Genomic DNA, 17,040 nt, shown 5'->3' on the forward strand with positions numbered 1-17,040 from the left:
GATGGCGCCGAAAAAATCCCAAGAGCCCCGCGCCTGGCAGCGCATGCTGTCGGGACGAAGGCTTGACCTGCTCAATCCCTCGCCGCTCGATATCGAGATCGAGGACATCGCCCATGGCCTGGCGCGCGTGGCGCGCTGGAACGGCCAGACCAGGGGCGATCATGCCTTCTCGGTGGCCCAGCATTGCCTTCTGGTCGAGGCATTGCTGCTGCACGCGGAAGACAATCTCGACCGTGGCGCCCGGCTCGCGGCTCTCCTGCATGATGCGCCCGAATATGTGATCGGCGACATGATCTCGCCCTTCAAGGCCGCACTCGGCCTCGATTACAAGGCCTTCGAGCACAAGCTTCTCGCCGCCATCCATCTGCGCTTCGGCCTGCCCGCCCGGACTTCCGATGCCTTGGGCCGGAAAATCAAGAAGGCCGACCAGGTCGCCGCCTATCTGGAAGCGACGCAGCTTGCCGGTTTCAGCCTGGAAGAGGCCGCCAGGTTCTTCGGGAGACCGAGCGGCCTCGACGGGGCGCGCGGTTTTCACTCACTGCGGCCTCTTGCGCCCAATGACGCGGAAGCGGCATATGTGCGCAAATTCAAGCAGCTTCTGTAGAGTTCCATGGAAATCATCGTCAGCCCGCTCGCCGCCGTCCAACTGCTCGTCAACCGGCACAAGGTCAGCCATGTGGTGAGCCTGCTGGGCCCTGAGACGCCGCATCGCAGCTTTTCCGGCATCGTGGACGACAATCACCTGAAGCTCACCTTCCACGACATTATCTCCCCGGCCGACGGCTTCACCGCACCCATGGCCGATCATGTCGAAACGCTCATCACATTCCTGAAGGCGCGCCAGGGCGAGGATCCGATGCTCATCCATTGCTGGGCCGGGATCAGCCGCTCGACGGCCTCCGCCTTCACCGCCATGTGCCTCTACAATCCCGATCTCGACGAAATGAAGCTCGCCCAGCAATTGCGCGCTCTCTCGCATGTGGCGACCCCAAACCGGCGTATCGTCGCCTTCGCCGACGATATCATGGGCCGCCAGGGCCGCATGGTCGATGCGGTCGATGCGATCGGGCGGGGCGAGGATGCCTATGAGGGCGTCATCTTCCAGTGGAAGGTGTGAGCACTACCGTCATCCCGGCGAAAGCCGGGACCCATTAAATTGGTGAAGTGCCGGCAGCGCCGCCCGGTTGATTCTATTCAGGGGGTCCCGGCTTTCGCCGGGATGACGGAGTGGTGGGTGTCAGCCATGCGCGTATTCCCAGTAGAGCTCGCGCGCTTTCTTGAACATCGGGCCGGGCTGGAGATCGCGATTCTCGATGCGCGTCACCGGAATGACCTTGCCATAATTGCCGGTCGAGAAGACCTCATCGGCGGAAAGCACTTCGGGCCAGCCGACCGCGCGCTCATGCACCGTGACGCCGGCCTTGCGCAGAAGCTTGATGACGCGCTGGCGCGTGATGCCGTTGAGCAGCGTGCCGTTGGGGATCGGCGTGTGGACCTCGCCCTCCTTGGCGTAGAAGAGGTTCGAGGTGGTGAATTCCGACACCTTGCCCACCGGATCGAGCAGGACCGCATTGTCGAAGCCCCTCGCCTGCGCCTCGCGCACCGCCCGGCTGGAATTGGCATAGTGGCAGGCGGCCTTGGCGTCGGTCGGCGCATATTCATAGGACGGCCGGCGGAAGGTGGAGAGGCCGGCCGAGAACCCCTTGGTCGACGGCATCGCCGATTCATAGACCGAGACGCAGTAGCGCGTTTCCACCGGCCCCGGATCGAGAAAATTGCTCTCGGCCCAGAACATCGGGCGCAGGTAAAGCGGAGTATTCTTGGGAAATTTCTTGATGCCATCGCGCACCAGTTCCTCGATGGCGCCGGCCTTCAGGGGCTTCAATCCGAAGGCCAAGGCAGAGCGTTCGCAGCGCTGGCAATGCAGGTCGAGATCGGGGGTCACACCTTCGAAAGCCCGCCCGCCATCGAATATCGCCGAACCCAGCCAGGACGCATCGCTCCACGGCCCCATCAGCGGCGGGTTGCCCTGATGCCACTTGCCCTCGATATAGGTCCAGCACTTGCTCGCGTCATACTGCGAAATCGCCATGATCAATCTCCCATTCGAGAGCAGCTTAGGCGAGCCGACATAAAAAGACAAAGCGCGGCCCAACAAAATGTGGTCACAGAGTTAGCCCAAGCAGATAGGCACGAGAACTTGCCCGCCGGGAAAAGGCACGATGGAAATCGCCGCAGGAACTTTGATCAGCAAGGCCTTCAGATTCAAAATTGCGGCAGGTTGCGCGCCGGCTCTGGCCGCGATCCTTTTGGCATATGCTTTCGAGGGCAGCGCTGTCGCGGCGCAGAAAGGCCGGGTAAAGGCCGGTTATGTGGTCGAAGTCGGCGGTATCTCGGTATTGAAGATGTCCTATGATGCAGCCCTCACTGAAAGAGCCTATCAATCGAAGGCCACGGTAAAGACGAAGGGCCTGGCGGGCCTGTTCTCCGACTACCGGATGGACATGACGGCGACCGGCGCCGTGGTTGGAAACGATCCCCGGCCGTCATGGTTCAGATCGCGTGCCGAGAAGAAGGACAAGAACAAGACAATCGAATTGAGCTGGCGCGACGGCGAGCCGCCGAGCATCGACCCCAGTCCGGACGCCGATGACAAGCGGCTGTTCGGCGATGCCGTCATAGCGAGCCTCGTCGACCCCTTGTCGATGATCGTTCGTCTGACGGCATTGCAGGAAGACCGCCCCTGTCAGACGGTCGAGAGGGTGTTCGACGGCAAGGAAGTATATGACTTGAAGTTTGAACTGGCCGGCAAGGTCACGATCGGATCGGAAGAGGGCGGCAACTATCGCGGCCCCGCCCTTAAATGCAGTGTGACTTACACGCCCGTGGCAGGACGACCGGCCGTCAGGTTCAAGAAGAAGGGGCTGACGCCGCCCAAATTCGATATCTGGTTTGCACCGGCACGATCCGGCACCGAGGGCACATTGTTCCTCCCGGTTCTTGCCACCGGGAAGCTCAAGGGCTTCAGCTTCGTTGCCTATGCCAACAAGACAATGATCGACGGTGTGCCGCTCGCCTCGAGCGCAGATTAGATCTTCGTCAGCCCTGGAGCTGAGATCGCGCCATATGTGCGAAATCTCCCTTCGCCACGCGAAGCGCGGGGAGGATGGCCGCCCGTAGGGCGGACGGGTGGGGTTTCTCCACCGGTTAGTATTCGACGATTGGACTGAGCATATTCAAGATACTCTGCCGGAGAGGTCTCCCTTGCTCAAACACCCCAGCCGTCGCGCGTTCCGCGCGCCACCCTCCCCGCCTCTCGCCTTCGCGAAGCCGAGACTTCGCTTCGGCGGAGCCAGGTCGGCGGTGAGGGAGAAATCATCATGCTCTAGAATCTCACGCGAATGCCGGTAACGACGAATGACGAGCCGCTATGCACGCCATCTATTGTTCCGAAGATGCCGGAACGGTGATGCAGCCTGAGCACGAATTCGAGGTTCTTGTTGTCCGGATCGGCAATCGTGATCTCGGGCGAGAAATTGTGCAGGACCTGCGAGGACTGGCCGCCGCTGCGGTCTTTTTCGAACTCCGAAGTCTCGGCAATCCAGCTGAGGCCGGTGTTCAGCGCGGCGGTCGTATAGATCGTGTCATTCCAGAGAAAACCGTCATAGCGGAAGTAGAGCGATCCCCAGAATTCTCCCTGCTCCTCATATCCGAAACGGTAGGCGGCACCAGCCTCCACTTCGATGGAAACATAGTCACCGAAATGGCCGATATCCGAACCGACCAACTCGCCTATCGTTCCCAAGCGCCGGGATCCGGTGATGCCCAGCATCGTCAGATCAACGAAATTCGTCGTCCATGGTTGGGTGATGATCTGGGTGAAATCCGTGTCGGTTCCCCATCCAACCTGGAAAGTGACGGCATTGGGGGCACCTCTCGCTTCAGCGAGGGCCGGCCCTGTATGGCAGAATGTTGCCAAGGTCACACCAACGGCGAGCGCAAGACCGTTGCGGTCCCAATTGCGGCCTGCTGCCACCTGAAACATGCACTCCGCCCCTTGATACCCCGACGCACTCACAGACAGCCAAGCAGACTGGACTCTAGCCGCGCCCAGCGCAAACGGCACGGTAATCCATGGATAATTTCATGTTTCTGTTCAAGCACAATAGGCCCAAAGGGCAATGGGGCCCGGCAGAGACAATCGGCCGGGCCGCCATACGATGAAACGATGTGAAGGCTGTCCGGCTGTCTTCGAGGGGCCAGGAGCGCTGCTTACGCTGCACCATCATCACACCAGAACCAAGTTCTGCTGTTCGCACAAAACTTGACTATGCGAGAAGACTAGCTGTCGGAATAGAAGATGTGGCGGCCGATCTTGATCAGCTTGCGCATCTCTTTCGCCCATTTGGGCCGCACATAATCGGCATGGTAGTTGGTGGCGGCGCCGATCACGCGGATGGTCTGGTCGCCGGCGATCGCCTTCTGGGCAACGAGCTTGGAGCGGTCCCAGGCGGCCTTGCTCTTCACCTCGTCGGGCACGCCGTCGCAGGCGAAGGAGAACTGGCAGGAATTGCGGCGATCCGATCCCTGATAGACGACGCCGCAGATCGTCTTGGGATAGTTGGGATCCTTGACGCGGTTGAGAACGACCTTGGCGACCGCGAGCTGGCCGAGCTCCGATTCCGAACGCGCCTCGAAATAGACGGCCTTGGCGAGGCAGTTTTCCTCGGCCATGGCGAGACGGCGCTGGGCGACGATCTTCTGCTTCTCGTTGCGCTTCAGCTTGAAGGTCGATTCGAGCTTCCACACCGGCGGCGTCATCGCCAGGCGCTTCTCGATCTTTTGCGGCGCGGGCTGCTGAACCACTTCCGGCACATCGGGCTCGGGGCTGATATAGTCGCCCTTGGCCGTCGACATGACTTCCTGCTCGCGCGTGATCGGCAGATTTATGAGATCGAGGGTCGCATCGCTCGGCATGAGCGAGCCCTTCTGGATCAGGGTCGATACGGGCGAGGCAACCGCCATCATCGGCTCATCTTCGCCAACGAGGCTGTGGGCATCGGCATTGCGGCCCATATAGTGGCCGGCAAAGGCGAAGCTCGCGACCAGCATGGCACCGGCAAAAGCATAAGGCACATAGCTGAGCGCACCGGCCTTCTCAGGCTCCAGCGGCTCATCATAATCCGGCTCGAACTGCCTATGCGCTCGCTTCGCTGCTTTCACTTCCCCTCGCGCTACCGTCTCAACTCTTAAAGTTTCCCGAACAGGCGGTAGTATGACCCTTCCGCGTTTAGCATAGGTTAACCATGCCAGCAACACAAAGCGGCCTATAATCAGCCACTAAATGCTTCAAGGTTAACAAGGCCTTAGAGGGCTGTCTCGCCATAATTCAGCCACGTTTTGCGAGGGCTGCCTGGGCACTTGCGAGTCTGGCGATGGGCACGCGGAAGGGCGAGCAGGATACATAATCGAGGCCCACTTTCTCGCAGAACTGGATCGATGCCGGGTCGCCGCCATGCTCGCCGCAGATGCCGAGCTTGATGCCGGACCGCGTCGCGCGCCCGCGCTCGGCGGCGATCTGCACCAGTTCACCGACGCCCTCGGTGTCGAGCGACACGAAGGGATCAGTCTTGATCACGCCCTTAGCCGCATATTCATTGAGAAATCTCGCTGAATCGTCGCGGCTGATGCCGAAGGTGGTCTGGGTCAGGTCATTGGTGCCGAAGGAGAAGAACTCGGCCGATCTGGCGATATCGCCGGCCCTGAGCGCGGCGCGTGGCAACTCGATCATCGTCCCAACGAGATAATCCAGCTTGTTCCCGGTTTCCTTACGGACCTCCTCGGCAATGGCGACGATGCGGTCGCGCACGATGTCGAGCTCGGCCTTGGTGGCGACGAGCGGCACCATGACCTCAGGGATCGGCGGTGTTCCCGTCCGGCGGCCGACCTCGGCCGCCGCCTCGAAAATGGCGCGCGCCTGCATCTCGGCGATCTCGGGGTAAGAGACCGCCAGGCGCACGCCGCGATGGCCCAGCATCGGGTTGAATTCGTGGAGTTCCGCCACCCGGCTGCGCAGCGAATCGGGGCTGACCGAAAGGGCCGTCGCCACCTCGGCGATCTCGGCCTCGCTATGCGGCAGGAATTCATGCAAGGGCGGATCGAGAAGGCGAATGGTGACCGGCAGGCCCGCCATGATCTCGAACAGCTCGATGAAATCCTTGCGCTGCATCGGCAGGATCTTGGCGAGCGCGGCGCGCCTGCCCTTCTCGTCCGCGGCCAGGATCATCTCGCGCATCGCGACGATGCGGTCGCCCTCGAAGAACATATGCTCGGTGCGGCACAGGCCAATGCCTTCGGCGCCGAATTCGCGCGCCGCGCGTGCATCGAGCGGCGTCTCGGCATTGGTGCGCACCTTCATGCGCCGCGCCTTGTCGGCCCATTCCATGATGGTGGCGAAATCGCCGGAGAGTTCGGGCTTGATGGTGGGAACCGCCCCCTTCATCACCTGCCCGGTCGAGCCGTCGATGGTGACGATATCGCCCTTCTCCAGCACCGTGCCTAAGGCGGACAAGGTCCCCTGGCGGTAGTCGACGCGGATATTGCCGGCGCCCGACACGCAGGGCTTGCCCATGCCGCGCGCCACCACGGCCGCGTGAGACGTCATGCCGCCCCGCGTGGTGAGGATGCCTTCCGCCGCATGCATGCCGTGAATGTCCTCAGGGCTCGTCTCGATGCGCACCAGGATGACGGCGCGGCCCTGCTCCTTCAGCTTCTCGGCCTCATCGGAATCGAAGACGATCTCGCCCGATGCGGCGCCGGGCGAGGCCGGCAGGCCCTGGCCGATGATGTCGCGCCTGGCGTTGGGATCGAGTGTGGGATGCAGAAGCTGGTCGAGCGAGCCCGGATCGATGCGCCGCACCGCTTCCTCGCGGCTGATCAGGCCCTCATTGGCGAGATCAACGGCGATCTTGAGCGCCGCCTTGGCGGTGCGCTTGCCGGCGCGCGTCTGCAGCATCCACAATTTGCCGCCCTGGATGGTGAATTCCATGTCCTGCATGTCGCGATAATGCTTCTCGAGACGCGCGAAGGTCCGGGTGAGCTCGGTGAAGGTCTCGGGCATGAGGCTTTCGAGCGAGGGAGCGCGCGAGCCCGCCTCCTTGCGCGCGACCTCGGTGATGTTCTGCGGCGTGCGGATGCCGGCCACGACATCCTCGCCCTGCGCATTGACGAGGAACTCGCCATAGAGCTCATGGGCACCGGTCGAGGGATTGCGGGTGAAGGCGACGCCCGTCGCCGAGGTGTCGCCCAGATTGCCGAACACCATCGCCTGCACATTGACCGCGGTGCCCCAGTCTTCCGGTATGTTGTGGAGCTTGCGATAGGTGTTGGCGCGAGCCGACATCCAGGACTGGAAGACGGCGCCGATGGCGCCCCAGAGCTGCTCCTTCACATCCTGCGGGAAGGGCCTGCCGGTCGCCTTCTCGACGCAGGCCTTGTATTTGGCGATGACCTTCAGCCAATCCTCGGCAGTGAGCTCGGTATCGAGGCCCAGCTCCTTCTCGTCCTTGTATTCGCCGAGAATGTCCTCGAACTGATGATGCTCGACGCCCAGCACGACATCCGAATACATATGGATGAAGCGGCGGTAGCTGTCATAGGCGAAACGGCGGTCCTTGGCGCGGGACGCCAGGCCCTCGACGGTCTCGTCATTGAGGCCGAGATTGAGGACGGTGTCCATCATGCCCGGCATCGAGGCGCGGGCGCCCGAGCGCACCGAGACGAGCAGCGGATTTGCGGCATCGCCAAATGTCGAGCCGACGATGCGGCCGACTTCGGCCAGGGCCGCATCGACATCGCCCGAGAGCGCTGTGGGATAGGAGCGGCCATTCTTGTAGTAGCCGGTGCAGACTTCGGTGGTGATGGTGAAGCCCGGCGGGACGGGCAGACCGAGATTGGCCATCTCGGCGAGATTGGCGCCCTTGCCGCCCAGGAGATTGCGCATTCCCGCTTCGCCATCGGCCTTGCCATTGCCGAAACGGTAGACAAGCTTCCCATTCACCTGCTGACTCACCCTCGGTGCTCCTCTTTAGGTCCTTGAAGGCCCCCCGCAAGGGGAACGCCCAAGATCATGATCGGCCGTCCAATAGCGAGCGCTGCTCGGTTTCCGACTTTCCATATTGCACTTGCGAAATCAAGTGTGCAGATGCGCAGCCAATGCCGCAGGAGAAAAACTCAGCCGAAATGGGCGAGGTTCCGCCGGATCTCTTCCGGCGTCTGGGCAAAATCGGCAGGGGAATAGACGTGACGGCCATGCTTGTCCTTCGGATTCTCGGCAATGAACCTGCCGAAGCTCCGCTCAAGCTCGGGCCCGATGGTGAGACCCAGACGCTCATAGATGCGCATCATCACCTGCAGAGGCTGACGCGTCAGCTCCTCATAGTCGACCTCCAGAATATGACCTCGGCATGTCGGATATGCCGATACGTAATGCCGGGACTCAGTGGCGTAGAATGTTAGATTGGATTGGCCAAGCTTCGTCTTGTCCGCGCCTGCCGATGTCACCTGATGCAGGCCATCGATCAGGCTGTTGAAGCTTGCAAGCGCCACGGCCGGGTCGCGGCGGCAAACAAGAACGAGCGCCTCCGGCACGCTTTCGATGAGCGCCGCGAGCCCGCCCAGATGATCGGGCGCTTTCAGCAGAAGGCGCCGAGTGGGTGCCCGACGTTGCAGAAGGCAGAGGATGTCGCGATATTCGTGGTATTTCCGGCGGCGATCGGCATTGCCATACCAGGCGAGATAGGAATGGACCGGCGCCAGCGTCCAGGGCAGAAGCGTGCGGAACGAGATCGCCAGAGCGAACATGCATTCTTCCGGTTCGTCGCTCCTGGTGAAGTGTCTGGCATCGAGCCCGCGATTGAGGAGGCGCATCACGGCAAGCTCGATCTTGAGCCGCAGATCGCGAAGCCAGCGTCTCGGACCCGGGCTTTGCACGACGGGCTCGAACAGCTCGCGCAGGATGGGGGCCCGCATCCGCTCATCCACGGCGAGAAGGCGGTGCAGAAAAGTGGTGCCGCTGCGCGGCATGCCGGTGATGATGACGGGCGGCAGCAAGGGCGCCGTAAATATTTCGGGCTGGGTCTTCCGCAGCTCCTGGATCAGGAGACGCTGCTCGAGCGCGATCGTGATGCTGCGCTCCAGCATGCGCCGGCCGATCAGCGTGAGCTTCGCGTCCCGGCGCAGCGAACGCAACAGGATACGCAAGCCCGAACGGTAATAGGGATCGCCGAAATCGCTCAAGCCCGTCGCGCGGCAGGCAGCCTTGCAGAATTGATCGAGGCAGCTTTTGCGCTGCCGCCTCATCTAGCCTTCGATCTTGGAGAAATCCGCAACCTCGCGGGTGGCGGCACGGATGCGGTTCAGGAGCTTCAGCCTGTTCTCGCGGAAGGAGGGGTCATCGGCATTGACCGTCACCTTGTCGAAGAAGGCATCGACCGGGGCCCGGAGCTTGGCGATGGCGCGCATCGCCGCTGCGAAGTCCTCGGCCGCGACCGCCTTCCGGGCCTGGGCGCTCAGGCCGTTGATCGAGGTGTTGAGCTCGCGCTCCTCGCCCTGGATCAGGATGTTGGTGTTGACATTGCCGTCGAAGCTGCGGCCGTCCTTCTTCTCCTCGATCTTGAGGATATTGGTGGCGCGCTTGACGCCGGCGAGCAGGTTCCTGCCGTCATCGCTGTCGAGGAATTTCGACAAGGCCTCGACCCGCTTGACGATCATCAGGAGATCGTCCTGCCCGCCCAGCGCAAAGACCGCATCGATCAGGTCATGGCGCATGCCCTGGTCGCGCAAATAGACCTTGAGCCGATCGGCGAAGAAGGAGAGAAGGTCCGCCCGATCGAAATCGCCGCCGAAAGCCTGGCCGAGCTGAGCGCGATAGAGCTGCAAGCCGCTATCGAAAAGAGCGAGCAGCGGAAGACGCACCTGGTTTTCCTGCACGATGCGGATCACACCCAAAGCGGCCCGGCGCAGCGCATAGGGGTCCTTCGAGCCCGTCGGCTTTTCATTAATGGCCCAGAAGCCGACCAGCGTATCGAGCTTGTCGGCCAGGGCGGCGACGATCGAGAGCGGCGCAGCAGGAACGGCATCGGCCGGTCCCTGTGGCCGGTAGTGATCCTGAATGGCCGCCGCAATTTCGGAATTCTTGCCCTCGTTCAGCGCATAGTAGCGCCCCATCAGGCCCTGCAATTCAGGAAACTCTCCCACCACGCCGGTAAGCAGATCCGACTTGCTGAGGCGCACCGCCATCTGCGCCGCAACCCTGTCGGCCTTGCAGTGCGGGGCAAGATCATTGGCCCATCCCTCGAAACGCTTCACGCGCTCGCCCTGGGTGCCGAGCCTGGCGTGGAAGGTGATGTGGTCGAGCTTCGGCAGCAGCTTCTCGAGCGGCGTCTTCTTGTCCTGCTCCCAGAAGAATTTTGCATCGGACAGGCGCGCGGCGATGACCTTGTTGTTGCCCTGCACGATCTGCTGGCCGCCATCCCTGGCGATCATGTTCGACACGAGCAGGTAGCGGTTGGCGAGCTTGCCCGTCTTGCCGTCCCTGAGCGCGAAGCATTTCTGATGCTGCTTGATCGAGGTGACGATCACTTCCGGCGGCACGTCGAGGAAGCTTTCGTCGAAGGATCCCATCAGCACCACCGGCCATTCGACGAGGCCCGCCGTTTCCTTCAGCAACGCTTCGTCCTCGATCAGCTCGAGGCCTTGCGCGAAGGAAAGGTTCTTCGCCTCGACCCGGATGAGCTCGGCGCGGCGCGCGGCATCGACCACCACCTTCGCGTCATGGAGCTTCTGCGCATAATCCTCGAAGCGGCGCGCGGTGATCTCGCCCGGCGCCAGGAAGCGATGGCCCCTTGTGGCCGCCCCGCTCTTCAGGCCGGCAATCTCGCAATCGACGACCTCGCCATCGAAGCAGCACAGGATCGATTGCAGCGGGCGCACCCAGCGCAGATCGCCCGAGCCCCAGCGCATCGATTTGGGCCAGGGGAATTTGCGGATCACATCCGGCACGATCTCGGCGATCACGGCTTCGGTGGCGCGGCCCGGCTTGCTGATCCGGGCAATATAGAACTTGCCCTTCTTGTCGTCCTGGACCGTGAGATCAGCGAGCTTGAGCCCGGTCGATTTGAGAAAGCCCTGGATCGCCTGCTCTGGCGCATCGACGCGCGGCCCCTTGCGCTCTTCCGCCACGTCCCTAGTGCGGGCGGCAAGGCCCTCGACCGACAGAACGAGACGGCGGGGCGTGGCATGCGCCTGCGCCCCCTCATAGACGAGGCCCGCCTCGACCAGCGCGTTGGTGACGAGCGATTTCAGGTCCTCGGCCGCCTTCATCTGCATGCGGGCCGGGATTTCCTCGGAGAAGAGTTCGAGAAGAAGCTCAGCCATGATCGGGGCTCAAATGCGCGAAATCTCCCTCCGCCGCGCGAGGCGCGGGGAGGGTGGACGCCCGCAGGGCGGACGGGTGGGGTCTATCCACCGGGAAGTACTCATCGATTGATCCAAACCGCTCGGAGAGAATTTGCTTGAGAAACCTCACCCGCGTCGACACCCCACCCGTCGCGCGTTCCGCGCGCCACCCTCCCCGCCTCTCGTCTTCGCGAAGCCGAGGCTTCGCTTCGGCGGAGCAAGGTCGGCGGCGGAGGGAGAACTCGTCAAAGCGTCTTGTGCGTGCCGTCGCAGAAAGGCCGGCCGTTGGTGTGCTTGCAGGCGCAGAAGAATTTGCGCGCCGATTTGTCGGCCGTCCATTTGACGGGCGAGAATTCGCTGCCCTTGTGGCTGCCGTCGCAGAAAGGCTGGTTCCTGGAGCGGCCGCAGGCGCACCACCAATAGTCCTTTCCGGCCTCGACCATGACCGGAATGGGCTCTTTCCGGGCGATATTGGGTACCGACATTGCATGTCCTCCCTCGTTGCAATTGCGATCATTGCGCGCCTCCCCCTGAAGTCCTGGCCCAGGCCTCGCAGCAGCCCTTGGCCAGTTCGCGCACGCGCAGGATATAGGCCTGGCGCTCGGTGACCGAGATCACGCCCCTGGCATCGAGCAGATTGAACACATGGCTTGCCTTGATGCATTGATCATAGGCAGGCAGCGCCAATTCATGGCGGGCACCTTTGTCGCCGGCCTTGAGCAGCGCCAGACACTCCTTCTCGGCATCCTTGAAATGCTGGAGCAGGATGTCGGTGTCGGCATATTCGAAATTGAAGCGTGAGAATTCCTGCTCGGCCTGCAGGAACACATCGCCATAGGAGATGCGTTTCGCACCATCCTGGCCGTTGAAGTTCAGGTCATAGACATTGTCGACGCCCTGCACATACATGGCGAGGCGCTCGAGGCCGTAAGTGAGCTCGCCCGACACGGGCGCGCAATCGAGGCCGCCGACCTGCTGGAAGTAGGTATATTGCGAGACCTCCATGCCGTCGCACCACACTTCCCAGCCGAGGCCCCAGGCGCCCAGCGTCGGGCTTTCCCAATCGTCCTCGACGAAGCGGATGTCATGCAGATCGGGCTCGATGCCGATCGCGGTGAGCGAGCCCAGATAGAGCTCCTGCAGATCGGGCGGCGATGGCTTGATGATGACCTGATACTGATAATAGTGCTGCAGGCGGTTGGGATTCTCGCCATAGCGGCCATCCTTGGGACGGCGCGAGGGCTGCACATAGGCCGCGGCCCAGGGCCTCGGGCCCACCGAGCGCAAGGTCGTCGCCGGATGAAAAGTCCCCGCCCCCACTTCCATGTCATAGGGCTGCAGGATGACGCAGCCCTTCTCGCCCCAGTACTGGTGGAGCGTGAGGATCAGGTCCTGGAAGGATTTGCGTGGATTCAAAGACATTTGCGCCCATAGATCACGATGACTTTGGATTGTTCAATCCAAAGTCATGAACGTGATCGGTTCCTTAATTTTGGCGCGTGATCGGACGGAAAACCGTGTTCACTTTTCCTGATCACGCGCCGAGGTTCCGTTGCGGGCGCAAACTATGGGCCTCGGCCCTATGGGTCAAGAACTACTGCTTCTTGGGGGCTTGGGATTCGTACTCATCCGCTTGCGTGTCGTCGGGGCTGACTTCGTCGTCGCCGCCGGAATTGTCGTCGGTCTCGTCGCCCTGGGTGTCGTCGTCATCGCCACCGGTGACTTCACCACCGCCCTCGGCATCTTTCATCCAGGCCTGGAGCGTGTAGAAGGCCTCTTCATTGATGCGCTGGCCCCACAGATCGGATTTCAGCGGACCGCCATGGAGGGCGATCAGCATCGGACCATTGGACTGCCGGTCGACGATCCAGATGGCCGCACCCGCCATGCCTTCGAGCGGCTTCTTGAGCGGGCAGCCATAGACGATGAAGGATTTGTCGGCGCCCTTCACCGGGCAGGTGGTCTCCCACATGGTGAAGTCGGGCACGCCCGCCGGATAGCCGGTCATGGCCGGGCCCTTGGGAATCTGCGGCAGGTGGCCATAACCGAACCAGCCATTCTGCTCGCCGACATCGCTCTGCAATTCGACCAGGCCGAAAGCCAGGTCCCAATTGCCCTGCTCGGCAAAGCCCTTGGTGACCCAGGCATTCTTCCACTTCACGCCGTCAAACGGGCGGTTGTCGCCGTTCATGCCGGGATAGAAATCGAGATTCTGCTCCCACTGCTTGCTCTCCGGATTGAAGATGCAATAGGCGGCGGTGAGCACGAAGCGCTTGCCGATGAGCGTGCCGGAGCAGCCATTGGAGAGCAGGCCGACGGCGGTATAGGGATATTGCGTCGTGTCCCTGATCGGCACCAGCTTGCCGGGCTTCGGCGCCTGGCCGATCGCTGCAGCACCCTGACCTTTCAGAACCATGCCCTTCAGCCGGTTCGGCACCTTGACGCTGCGGGCCTTGCCGTCGCGGCTCATCGACATGCCGGTGAGCGCATTGAGCTGGCCCGCCGGGGTCAGCTTGCCGCTGTCCTTGCGGGCGAGACCGGCGGCGCCTGGCTTGCCGACCGGCGCCTTCACGTCGCCCGGCTTCGCCTGGCTCGCCTCCACCGAGGGCCACTGGCCGCGCTTGATCTTGGGCGCTTCGGCGCCCACGGCCGGGCCGGCGAGGATTGCGGCGGCGAGAAGCGAACTGGTGAAAACGAGGGATGTGATCGATGAGGATCGAATCATGAGCCGTCCTTAAGGTTGCAGATTGTAGTCGATAATCAAAACGACGTTACAATCTAGCCATGTTCGCGTGACGAAAACTAGACCTGACGGCAATAATTTAGCGGCGGAAAAATGTTCCCGCGGCGGAACCGAAACAGCTGTGGAGTGGCTCAGGCTTCCGGATAGTAAATGCCGGTTCTGGGGTCCTGCCGAAGGCGGGTAACCGCTCGGGGATCCGCCGCCTTGCGCCTGACGGCGACCTTGGCCTTGGCAGCGTTAAGACCATCCATGAGCTGCTTGATGGCGGCGGCGGTGAGGATACCGGCGACGGCAATTGTCAGGGCTTTCAACATGAAATGGTCCTTCCAGTCTTAGTCACAGAGATCATAACCCGAAACGCCCCCATAATGCACGTATTTCCATGGCATCAATGAGGCCCGAGACAGGGTCCAGCGTGCTGCCGAAACCCAGCCGGCGCAAGCCCCAGCCTTGCGGCTTGGCAATCAGCCTGAACTCGGTCTTCTCGCCGAAACGAGCCCGCAAAACGTCGCGCATATGGCCGATGCCGTCGATCAGGCCAAGCGCCAGCGCCTGGCGGCCGGACCAGAAGGCGCCCGAGAACAGCTCCGCCTCGTCGCCCCGCAACTTCCCGTTGCGGCGCGATCGGACCAACGCCTTGAAGTCCTCGTGAACGTCGCGCTGCAGGCTCTTGAGCCGCTCGACATCTTCCGGCTTCTCGGGCTGGAACGGGTCGAGAATGGACTTGCTCTCGCCCGCCGTGTGGACGCGCCGCTCGACGCCCAGCTTCTTGATCGCCTCGACAAAGCCGAAACCCGCCGCGATGACGCCGATCGAGCCAACGATCGAGCTTGAATCGGCATAGATCTCATCGCCGGCGCAAGCGAGCCAATAGCCGCCCGAGGCCGCCACATCCTCGCAGAAGGTGAAGACCGGGATCTTCTTTTCCTCGCTCAAGGCGCGGATGCGGGCATGGATGAGCGCCGACTGCACCGCCGCACCCCCCGGGGAATTGACGATGAGGGCTACGGCCGAGACACCCTTGCGGGCGAAAGCACGCTCGAGCGTTTCGGCGAGGCCTTCCATGGTCAGCGGCGGCTTGAAGGGCGTGCCGACGCCAATGGCGCCCTGCAGGCGCACGACATGGACGAGCGGTGTTTTCTTGCGCCAGCGGCGCGGGATCAGGCGCTGGAGGAGATTGGGCATGGGGCACAAATAGGCATCGCAAGGCCCCCCGGCAAGCTCGCGCGCATGATGTCCCGGCGATCGCCGGGCCCGCCAGCGCTAGGCCCATCGCGCGCGGTTGTGAGTTTCCGCACTGCGCCGGGCGCCACGGGACACTACTCTCCGTCCATCCTATTTCGGTGCGTGCATGGGGGCGTGAACACCAGGAGAGCTTCCATGACTGTCGAGCAGCGTACCCTCATTCGTCCGGCCGGCCTCACCTTGCTGGGCCGCATCTGGTCGGCCGTGATCGCCAGCTTCAGGGCCTGGCGGGCGGAGCGCGCCGAAAGGATGGAGCTGGAGGCCCTGGAAGCGCTCGGCCCGGAAATCCTGGACGATATCGGCGTCAGGATCATCAGGACCGACAATCCGCCGAAGCCCCTCGCTTCATGCAATCCCCATCTGATCGCGGCGATGGCGCTCGGCGCATCGAAACGCGGCAGGGACGAGCGCTAAGCATGATCCGGAAAGTGGATGCCGGTTTTCCGGAACGTTTTAGCGCATCCGCCAGGCAGCGCCTTCGCGCAGGATGGCCTCGGCCTGCGCTGTGAACTTGCCGTCATCGCCATGCAGCACGAGGCCCGGCAGCAGCTGGACGGGTGCCCGCGATCCTTTGATGCCCTGGACGATGATGCGGGTGGCGGCGAGGCCGTCGCGCGGAAACAAAGGCGCCACGGTGATGTCGCCGAAGCGGCCTTCGAAGGTGGCGAGGATCTTGGGTAGCGCCTCGGCGCGATAGACCAGCGTGGCGGTGCCGCGCGGCTCGAGCAGCCCATGCATGGCCTTGATCCACAGATCGAGGTCCTCAGGCGAAAAATTATGGGCGCCCGCCTTCAGTGTCACCGGAGACGGCGTCGACTTGCCCTCTTCGAAATAGGGCGGGTTGGCGAAGGCATGGGCGAAGGAGCCGGCGGCCGGCAGATGGGCGACATCGCGGCGCAGCGTGTCCTTGACATCGGCATGGATCACCTTGATGCCCGCCCCGCAGTCATTGCGCCTCGCATTCTCCTCGGCCAGCATCGCATAGCGGGCGGCGACCTCGATGCCGGTGATCTGGATGCCGGGCACGCGCCAAGCGAGGCAAAGGGCGGCGACGCCTGTCCCCATCCCGGCCTCGAAGACCTTGTCGCCCGCGGCACAGGGGATGCTGGCGGCGAGAAAAACCGCATCGATGCCGGCCCGATAACCCTTTTCCGGCTGCAGGATGCGCAGGCGGCCATCGAGGAAGCCGTCCTCGGTGAGGCTCGGCGGGATGGTGCCCGGTGCCGGGGGCGGCGCGGTCTGGTCGGGGGGTTGGGGTTCCTGCATGGCGCTATATCTACAGAGTCGAGGTTATCGCGGCGTTACCCAAAAGCATCGAACCGAAACTGCGCAGCGGTTTCGGACAATTCGATGCGTAATAACAATGAGCTGGAGCGCCGGGCCGTCTAGCGGATCGCCTGGCGCTCCAGCTCCCGTAAAGCTTTCGCAATATCATCGTCTTGGACCATCAGGCGGCGCGGAAAGGCCCCGATCGAGCCCTCGACGGCGCTCATATGACTATCGAAGACGACCGCCTCGATCCCGGCCTCGGCCAGGACATGGGTGGCATAGGAGAGCAGCACCAGGTCATTGGTTCTCAGCACCTCTTTCATGGG

Annotated in this window: 17 protein-coding genes; 4 read left to right on the top strand and 13 right to left on the bottom strand. The window is 62.6% G+C overall.

Annotated elements, in window-relative coordinates; all coding sequences use genetic code 11:
- Nucleotide 1 precedes the first annotated feature (1 nt).
- Nucleotides 2-604 (top strand): HD domain-containing protein, encoded by a 603-nt coding sequence (locus DT068_RS10810; protein WP_119389854.1) that lies wholly within the window; start codon nt 2-4, stop codon nt 602-604.
- 6 nt (nt 605-610) lie between these two features.
- Complete coding sequence (locus DT068_RS10815) at nt 611-1,117, top strand: tyrosine phosphatase family protein (protein WP_119389855.1); 507 nt, start codon at nt 611-613, stop codon at nt 1,115-1,117.
- A gap of 120 nt (nt 1,118-1,237) precedes the next feature.
- On the opposite strand, the gene DT068_RS10820 is transcribed toward DT068_RS10815, so the two are convergent.
- Nucleotides 1,238-2,092: a branched-chain amino acid aminotransferase gene (locus tag DT068_RS10820; RefSeq protein ID WP_119389856.1), complete on the bottom strand. Its 855-nt coding sequence runs from the start codon at nt 2,090-2,092 to the stop codon at nt 1,238-1,240.
- A gap of 130 nt (nt 2,093-2,222) precedes the next feature.
- Between DT068_RS10820 and DT068_RS10825 the strand changes: the two genes are divergently transcribed.
- Nucleotides 2,223-3,092: a DUF3108 domain-containing protein gene (locus DT068_RS10825; protein ID WP_119389857.1), complete on the top strand. Its 870-nt coding sequence runs from the start codon at nt 2,223-2,225 to the stop codon at nt 3,090-3,092.
- 293 nt (nt 3,093-3,385) lie between these two features.
- On the opposite strand, the gene DT068_RS10830 is transcribed toward DT068_RS10825, so the two are convergent.
- The 10 genes from DT068_RS10830 to DT068_RS10875 all read right to left on the bottom strand — a co-directional run bounded on the left by DT068_RS10830 (nt 3,386) and on the right by DT068_RS10875 (nt 15,385).
- Nucleotides 3,386-4,045 carry a hypothetical protein gene (locus DT068_RS10830; RefSeq protein ID WP_119389858.1) on the bottom strand — a complete coding sequence of 220 codons (660 nt, stop codon included), beginning with the start codon at nt 4,043-4,045 and terminating at the stop codon, nt 3,386-3,388.
- Nucleotides 4,046-4,341: 296 nt separating this feature from the next.
- Nucleotides 4,342-5,223: a cell wall hydrolase gene (locus DT068_RS10835; RefSeq protein WP_119389859.1), complete on the bottom strand. Its 882-nt coding sequence runs from the start codon at nt 5,221-5,223 to the stop codon at nt 4,342-4,344.
- A gap of 166 nt (nt 5,224-5,389) precedes the next feature.
- Nucleotides 5,390-8,059, bottom strand: a complete 2,670-nt coding sequence (gene ppdK, locus DT068_RS10840) for a pyruvate, phosphate dikinase (protein ID WP_368904640.1) — start codon at nt 8,057-8,059, stop codon at nt 5,390-5,392.
- A gap of 173 nt (nt 8,060-8,232) precedes the next feature.
- Nucleotides 8,233-9,360: a sulfotransferase family protein gene (locus tag DT068_RS10845; RefSeq protein ID WP_119389861.1), complete on the bottom strand. Its 1,128-nt coding sequence runs from the start codon at nt 9,358-9,360 to the stop codon at nt 8,233-8,235.
- The gene (gene glyS, locus DT068_RS10850) at nt 9,361-11,436 is read right to left on the bottom strand and encodes a glycine--tRNA ligase subunit beta (protein WP_119389862.1); all 2,076 of its coding nucleotides are present in this window, start codon (nt 11,434-11,436) and stop codon (nt 9,361-9,363) included.
- Between the two features lie 266 nt (nt 11,437-11,702).
- Complete coding sequence (locus tag DT068_RS10855; protein WP_119389863.1) at nt 11,703-11,942, bottom strand: CDGSH iron-sulfur domain-containing protein; 240 nt, start codon at nt 11,940-11,942, stop codon at nt 11,703-11,705.
- 28 nt (nt 11,943-11,970) lie between these two features.
- On the bottom strand, nt 11,971-12,879 hold the full coding sequence (locus DT068_RS10860) for a glycine--tRNA ligase subunit alpha (RefSeq protein ID WP_119389864.1): 909 nt from the start codon (nt 12,877-12,879) through the stop codon (nt 11,971-11,973).
- Nucleotides 12,880-13,051: 172 nt separating this feature from the next.
- Complete coding sequence (locus DT068_RS10865; RefSeq protein WP_119389865.1) at nt 13,052-14,182, bottom strand: trypsin-like serine peptidase; 1,131 nt, start codon at nt 14,180-14,182, stop codon at nt 13,052-13,054.
- Nucleotides 14,183-14,331: 149 nt separating this feature from the next.
- A complete protein-coding gene (locus DT068_RS10870; RefSeq protein WP_119389866.1) occupies nt 14,332-14,514 on the bottom strand; it encodes a hypothetical protein in 183 nt (60 codons plus the stop codon).
- Between the two features lie 31 nt (nt 14,515-14,545).
- Nucleotides 14,546-15,385, bottom strand: coding sequence for a S49 family peptidase (locus DT068_RS10875; RefSeq protein ID WP_119389867.1), 840 nt, complete (start codon nt 15,383-15,385; stop codon nt 14,546-14,548).
- 195 nt (nt 15,386-15,580) lie between these two features.
- Between DT068_RS10875 and DT068_RS10880 the strand changes: the two genes are divergently transcribed.
- A complete protein-coding gene (locus tag DT068_RS10880) occupies nt 15,581-15,859 on the top strand; it encodes a hypothetical protein (protein ID WP_119389868.1) in 279 nt (92 codons plus the stop codon).
- A gap of 39 nt (nt 15,860-15,898) precedes the next feature.
- Here the strand turns inward: DT068_RS10880 and DT068_RS10885 are convergent, their stop codons facing one another.
- Complete coding sequence (locus DT068_RS10885; RefSeq protein ID WP_119389869.1) at nt 15,899-16,711, bottom strand: tRNA1(Val) (adenine(37)-N6)-methyltransferase; 813 nt, start codon at nt 16,709-16,711, stop codon at nt 15,899-15,901.
- Nucleotides 16,712-16,830: 119 nt separating this feature from the next.
- Complete coding sequence (locus DT068_RS10890; RefSeq protein ID WP_119389870.1) at nt 16,831-17,037, bottom strand: putative signal transducing protein; 207 nt, start codon at nt 17,035-17,037, stop codon at nt 16,831-16,833.
- Nucleotides 17,038-17,040: the final 3 nt, after the last annotated feature.

This window comes from Taklimakanibacter lacteus, assembly GCA_003576695.1.
GTDB lineage: Bacteria > Pseudomonadota > Alphaproteobacteria > Rhizobiales > Aestuariivirgaceae > Taklimakanibacter > Taklimakanibacter lacteus.

Bases quoted from the DNA above. Each gene is read 5' to 3' on its own strand.
- DT068_RS10825 (WP_119389857.1), top strand. From the start codon at position 2,223: ATGGAAATCGCCGCAGGAACTTTGATCAGCAAGGCCTTCAGATTCAAA.
- DT068_RS10830 (WP_119389858.1), bottom strand. From the start codon at position 4,045: ATGTTTCAGGTGGCAGCAGGCCGCAATTGGGACCGCAACGGTCTTGCG.
- DT068_RS10815 (WP_119389855.1), top strand. From the start codon at position 611: ATGGAAATCATCGTCAGCCCGCTCGCCGCCGTCCAACTGCTCGTCAAC.
- glyS (WP_119389862.1), bottom strand. From the start codon at position 11,436: ATGGCTGAGCTTCTTCTCGAACTCTTCTCCGAGGAAATCCCGGCCCGC.
- DT068_RS10865 (WP_119389865.1), bottom strand. From the start codon at position 14,182: ATGATTCGATCCTCATCGATCACATCCCTCGTTTTCACCAGTTCGCTT.
- DT068_RS10880 (WP_119389868.1), top strand. From the start codon at position 15,581: ATGACTGTCGAGCAGCGTACCCTCATTCGTCCGGCCGGCCTCACCTTG.
- DT068_RS10890 (WP_119389870.1), bottom strand. From the start codon at position 17,037: ATGAAAGAGGTGCTGAGAACCAATGACCTGGTGCTGCTCTCCTATGCC.
- DT068_RS10810 (WP_119389854.1), top strand. From the start codon at position 2: ATGGCGCCGAAAAAATCCCAAGAGCCCCGCGCCTGGCAGCGCATGCTG.
- DT068_RS10875 (WP_119389867.1), bottom strand. From the start codon at position 15,385: ATGCCCAATCTCCTCCAGCGCCTGATCCCGCGCCGCTGGCGCAAGAAA.
- DT068_RS10860 (WP_119389864.1), bottom strand. From the start codon at position 12,879: ATGTCTTTGAATCCACGCAAATCCTTCCAGGACCTGATCCTCACGCTC.
- DT068_RS10855 (WP_119389863.1), bottom strand. From the start codon at position 11,942: ATGTCGGTACCCAATATCGCCCGGAAAGAGCCCATTCCGGTCATGGTC.
- DT068_RS10845 (WP_119389861.1), bottom strand. From the start codon at position 9,360: ATGAGGCGGCAGCGCAAAAGCTGCCTCGATCAATTCTGCAAGGCTGCC.
- DT068_RS10885 (WP_119389869.1), bottom strand. From the start codon at position 16,711: ATGCAGGAACCCCAACCCCCCGACCAGACCGCGCCGCCCCCGGCACCG.
- DT068_RS10870 (WP_119389866.1), bottom strand. From the start codon at position 14,514: ATGTTGAAAGCCCTGACAATTGCCGTCGCCGGTATCCTCACCGCCGCC.
- DT068_RS10820 (WP_119389856.1), bottom strand. From the start codon at position 2,092: ATGGCGATTTCGCAGTATGACGCGAGCAAGTGCTGGACCTATATCGAG.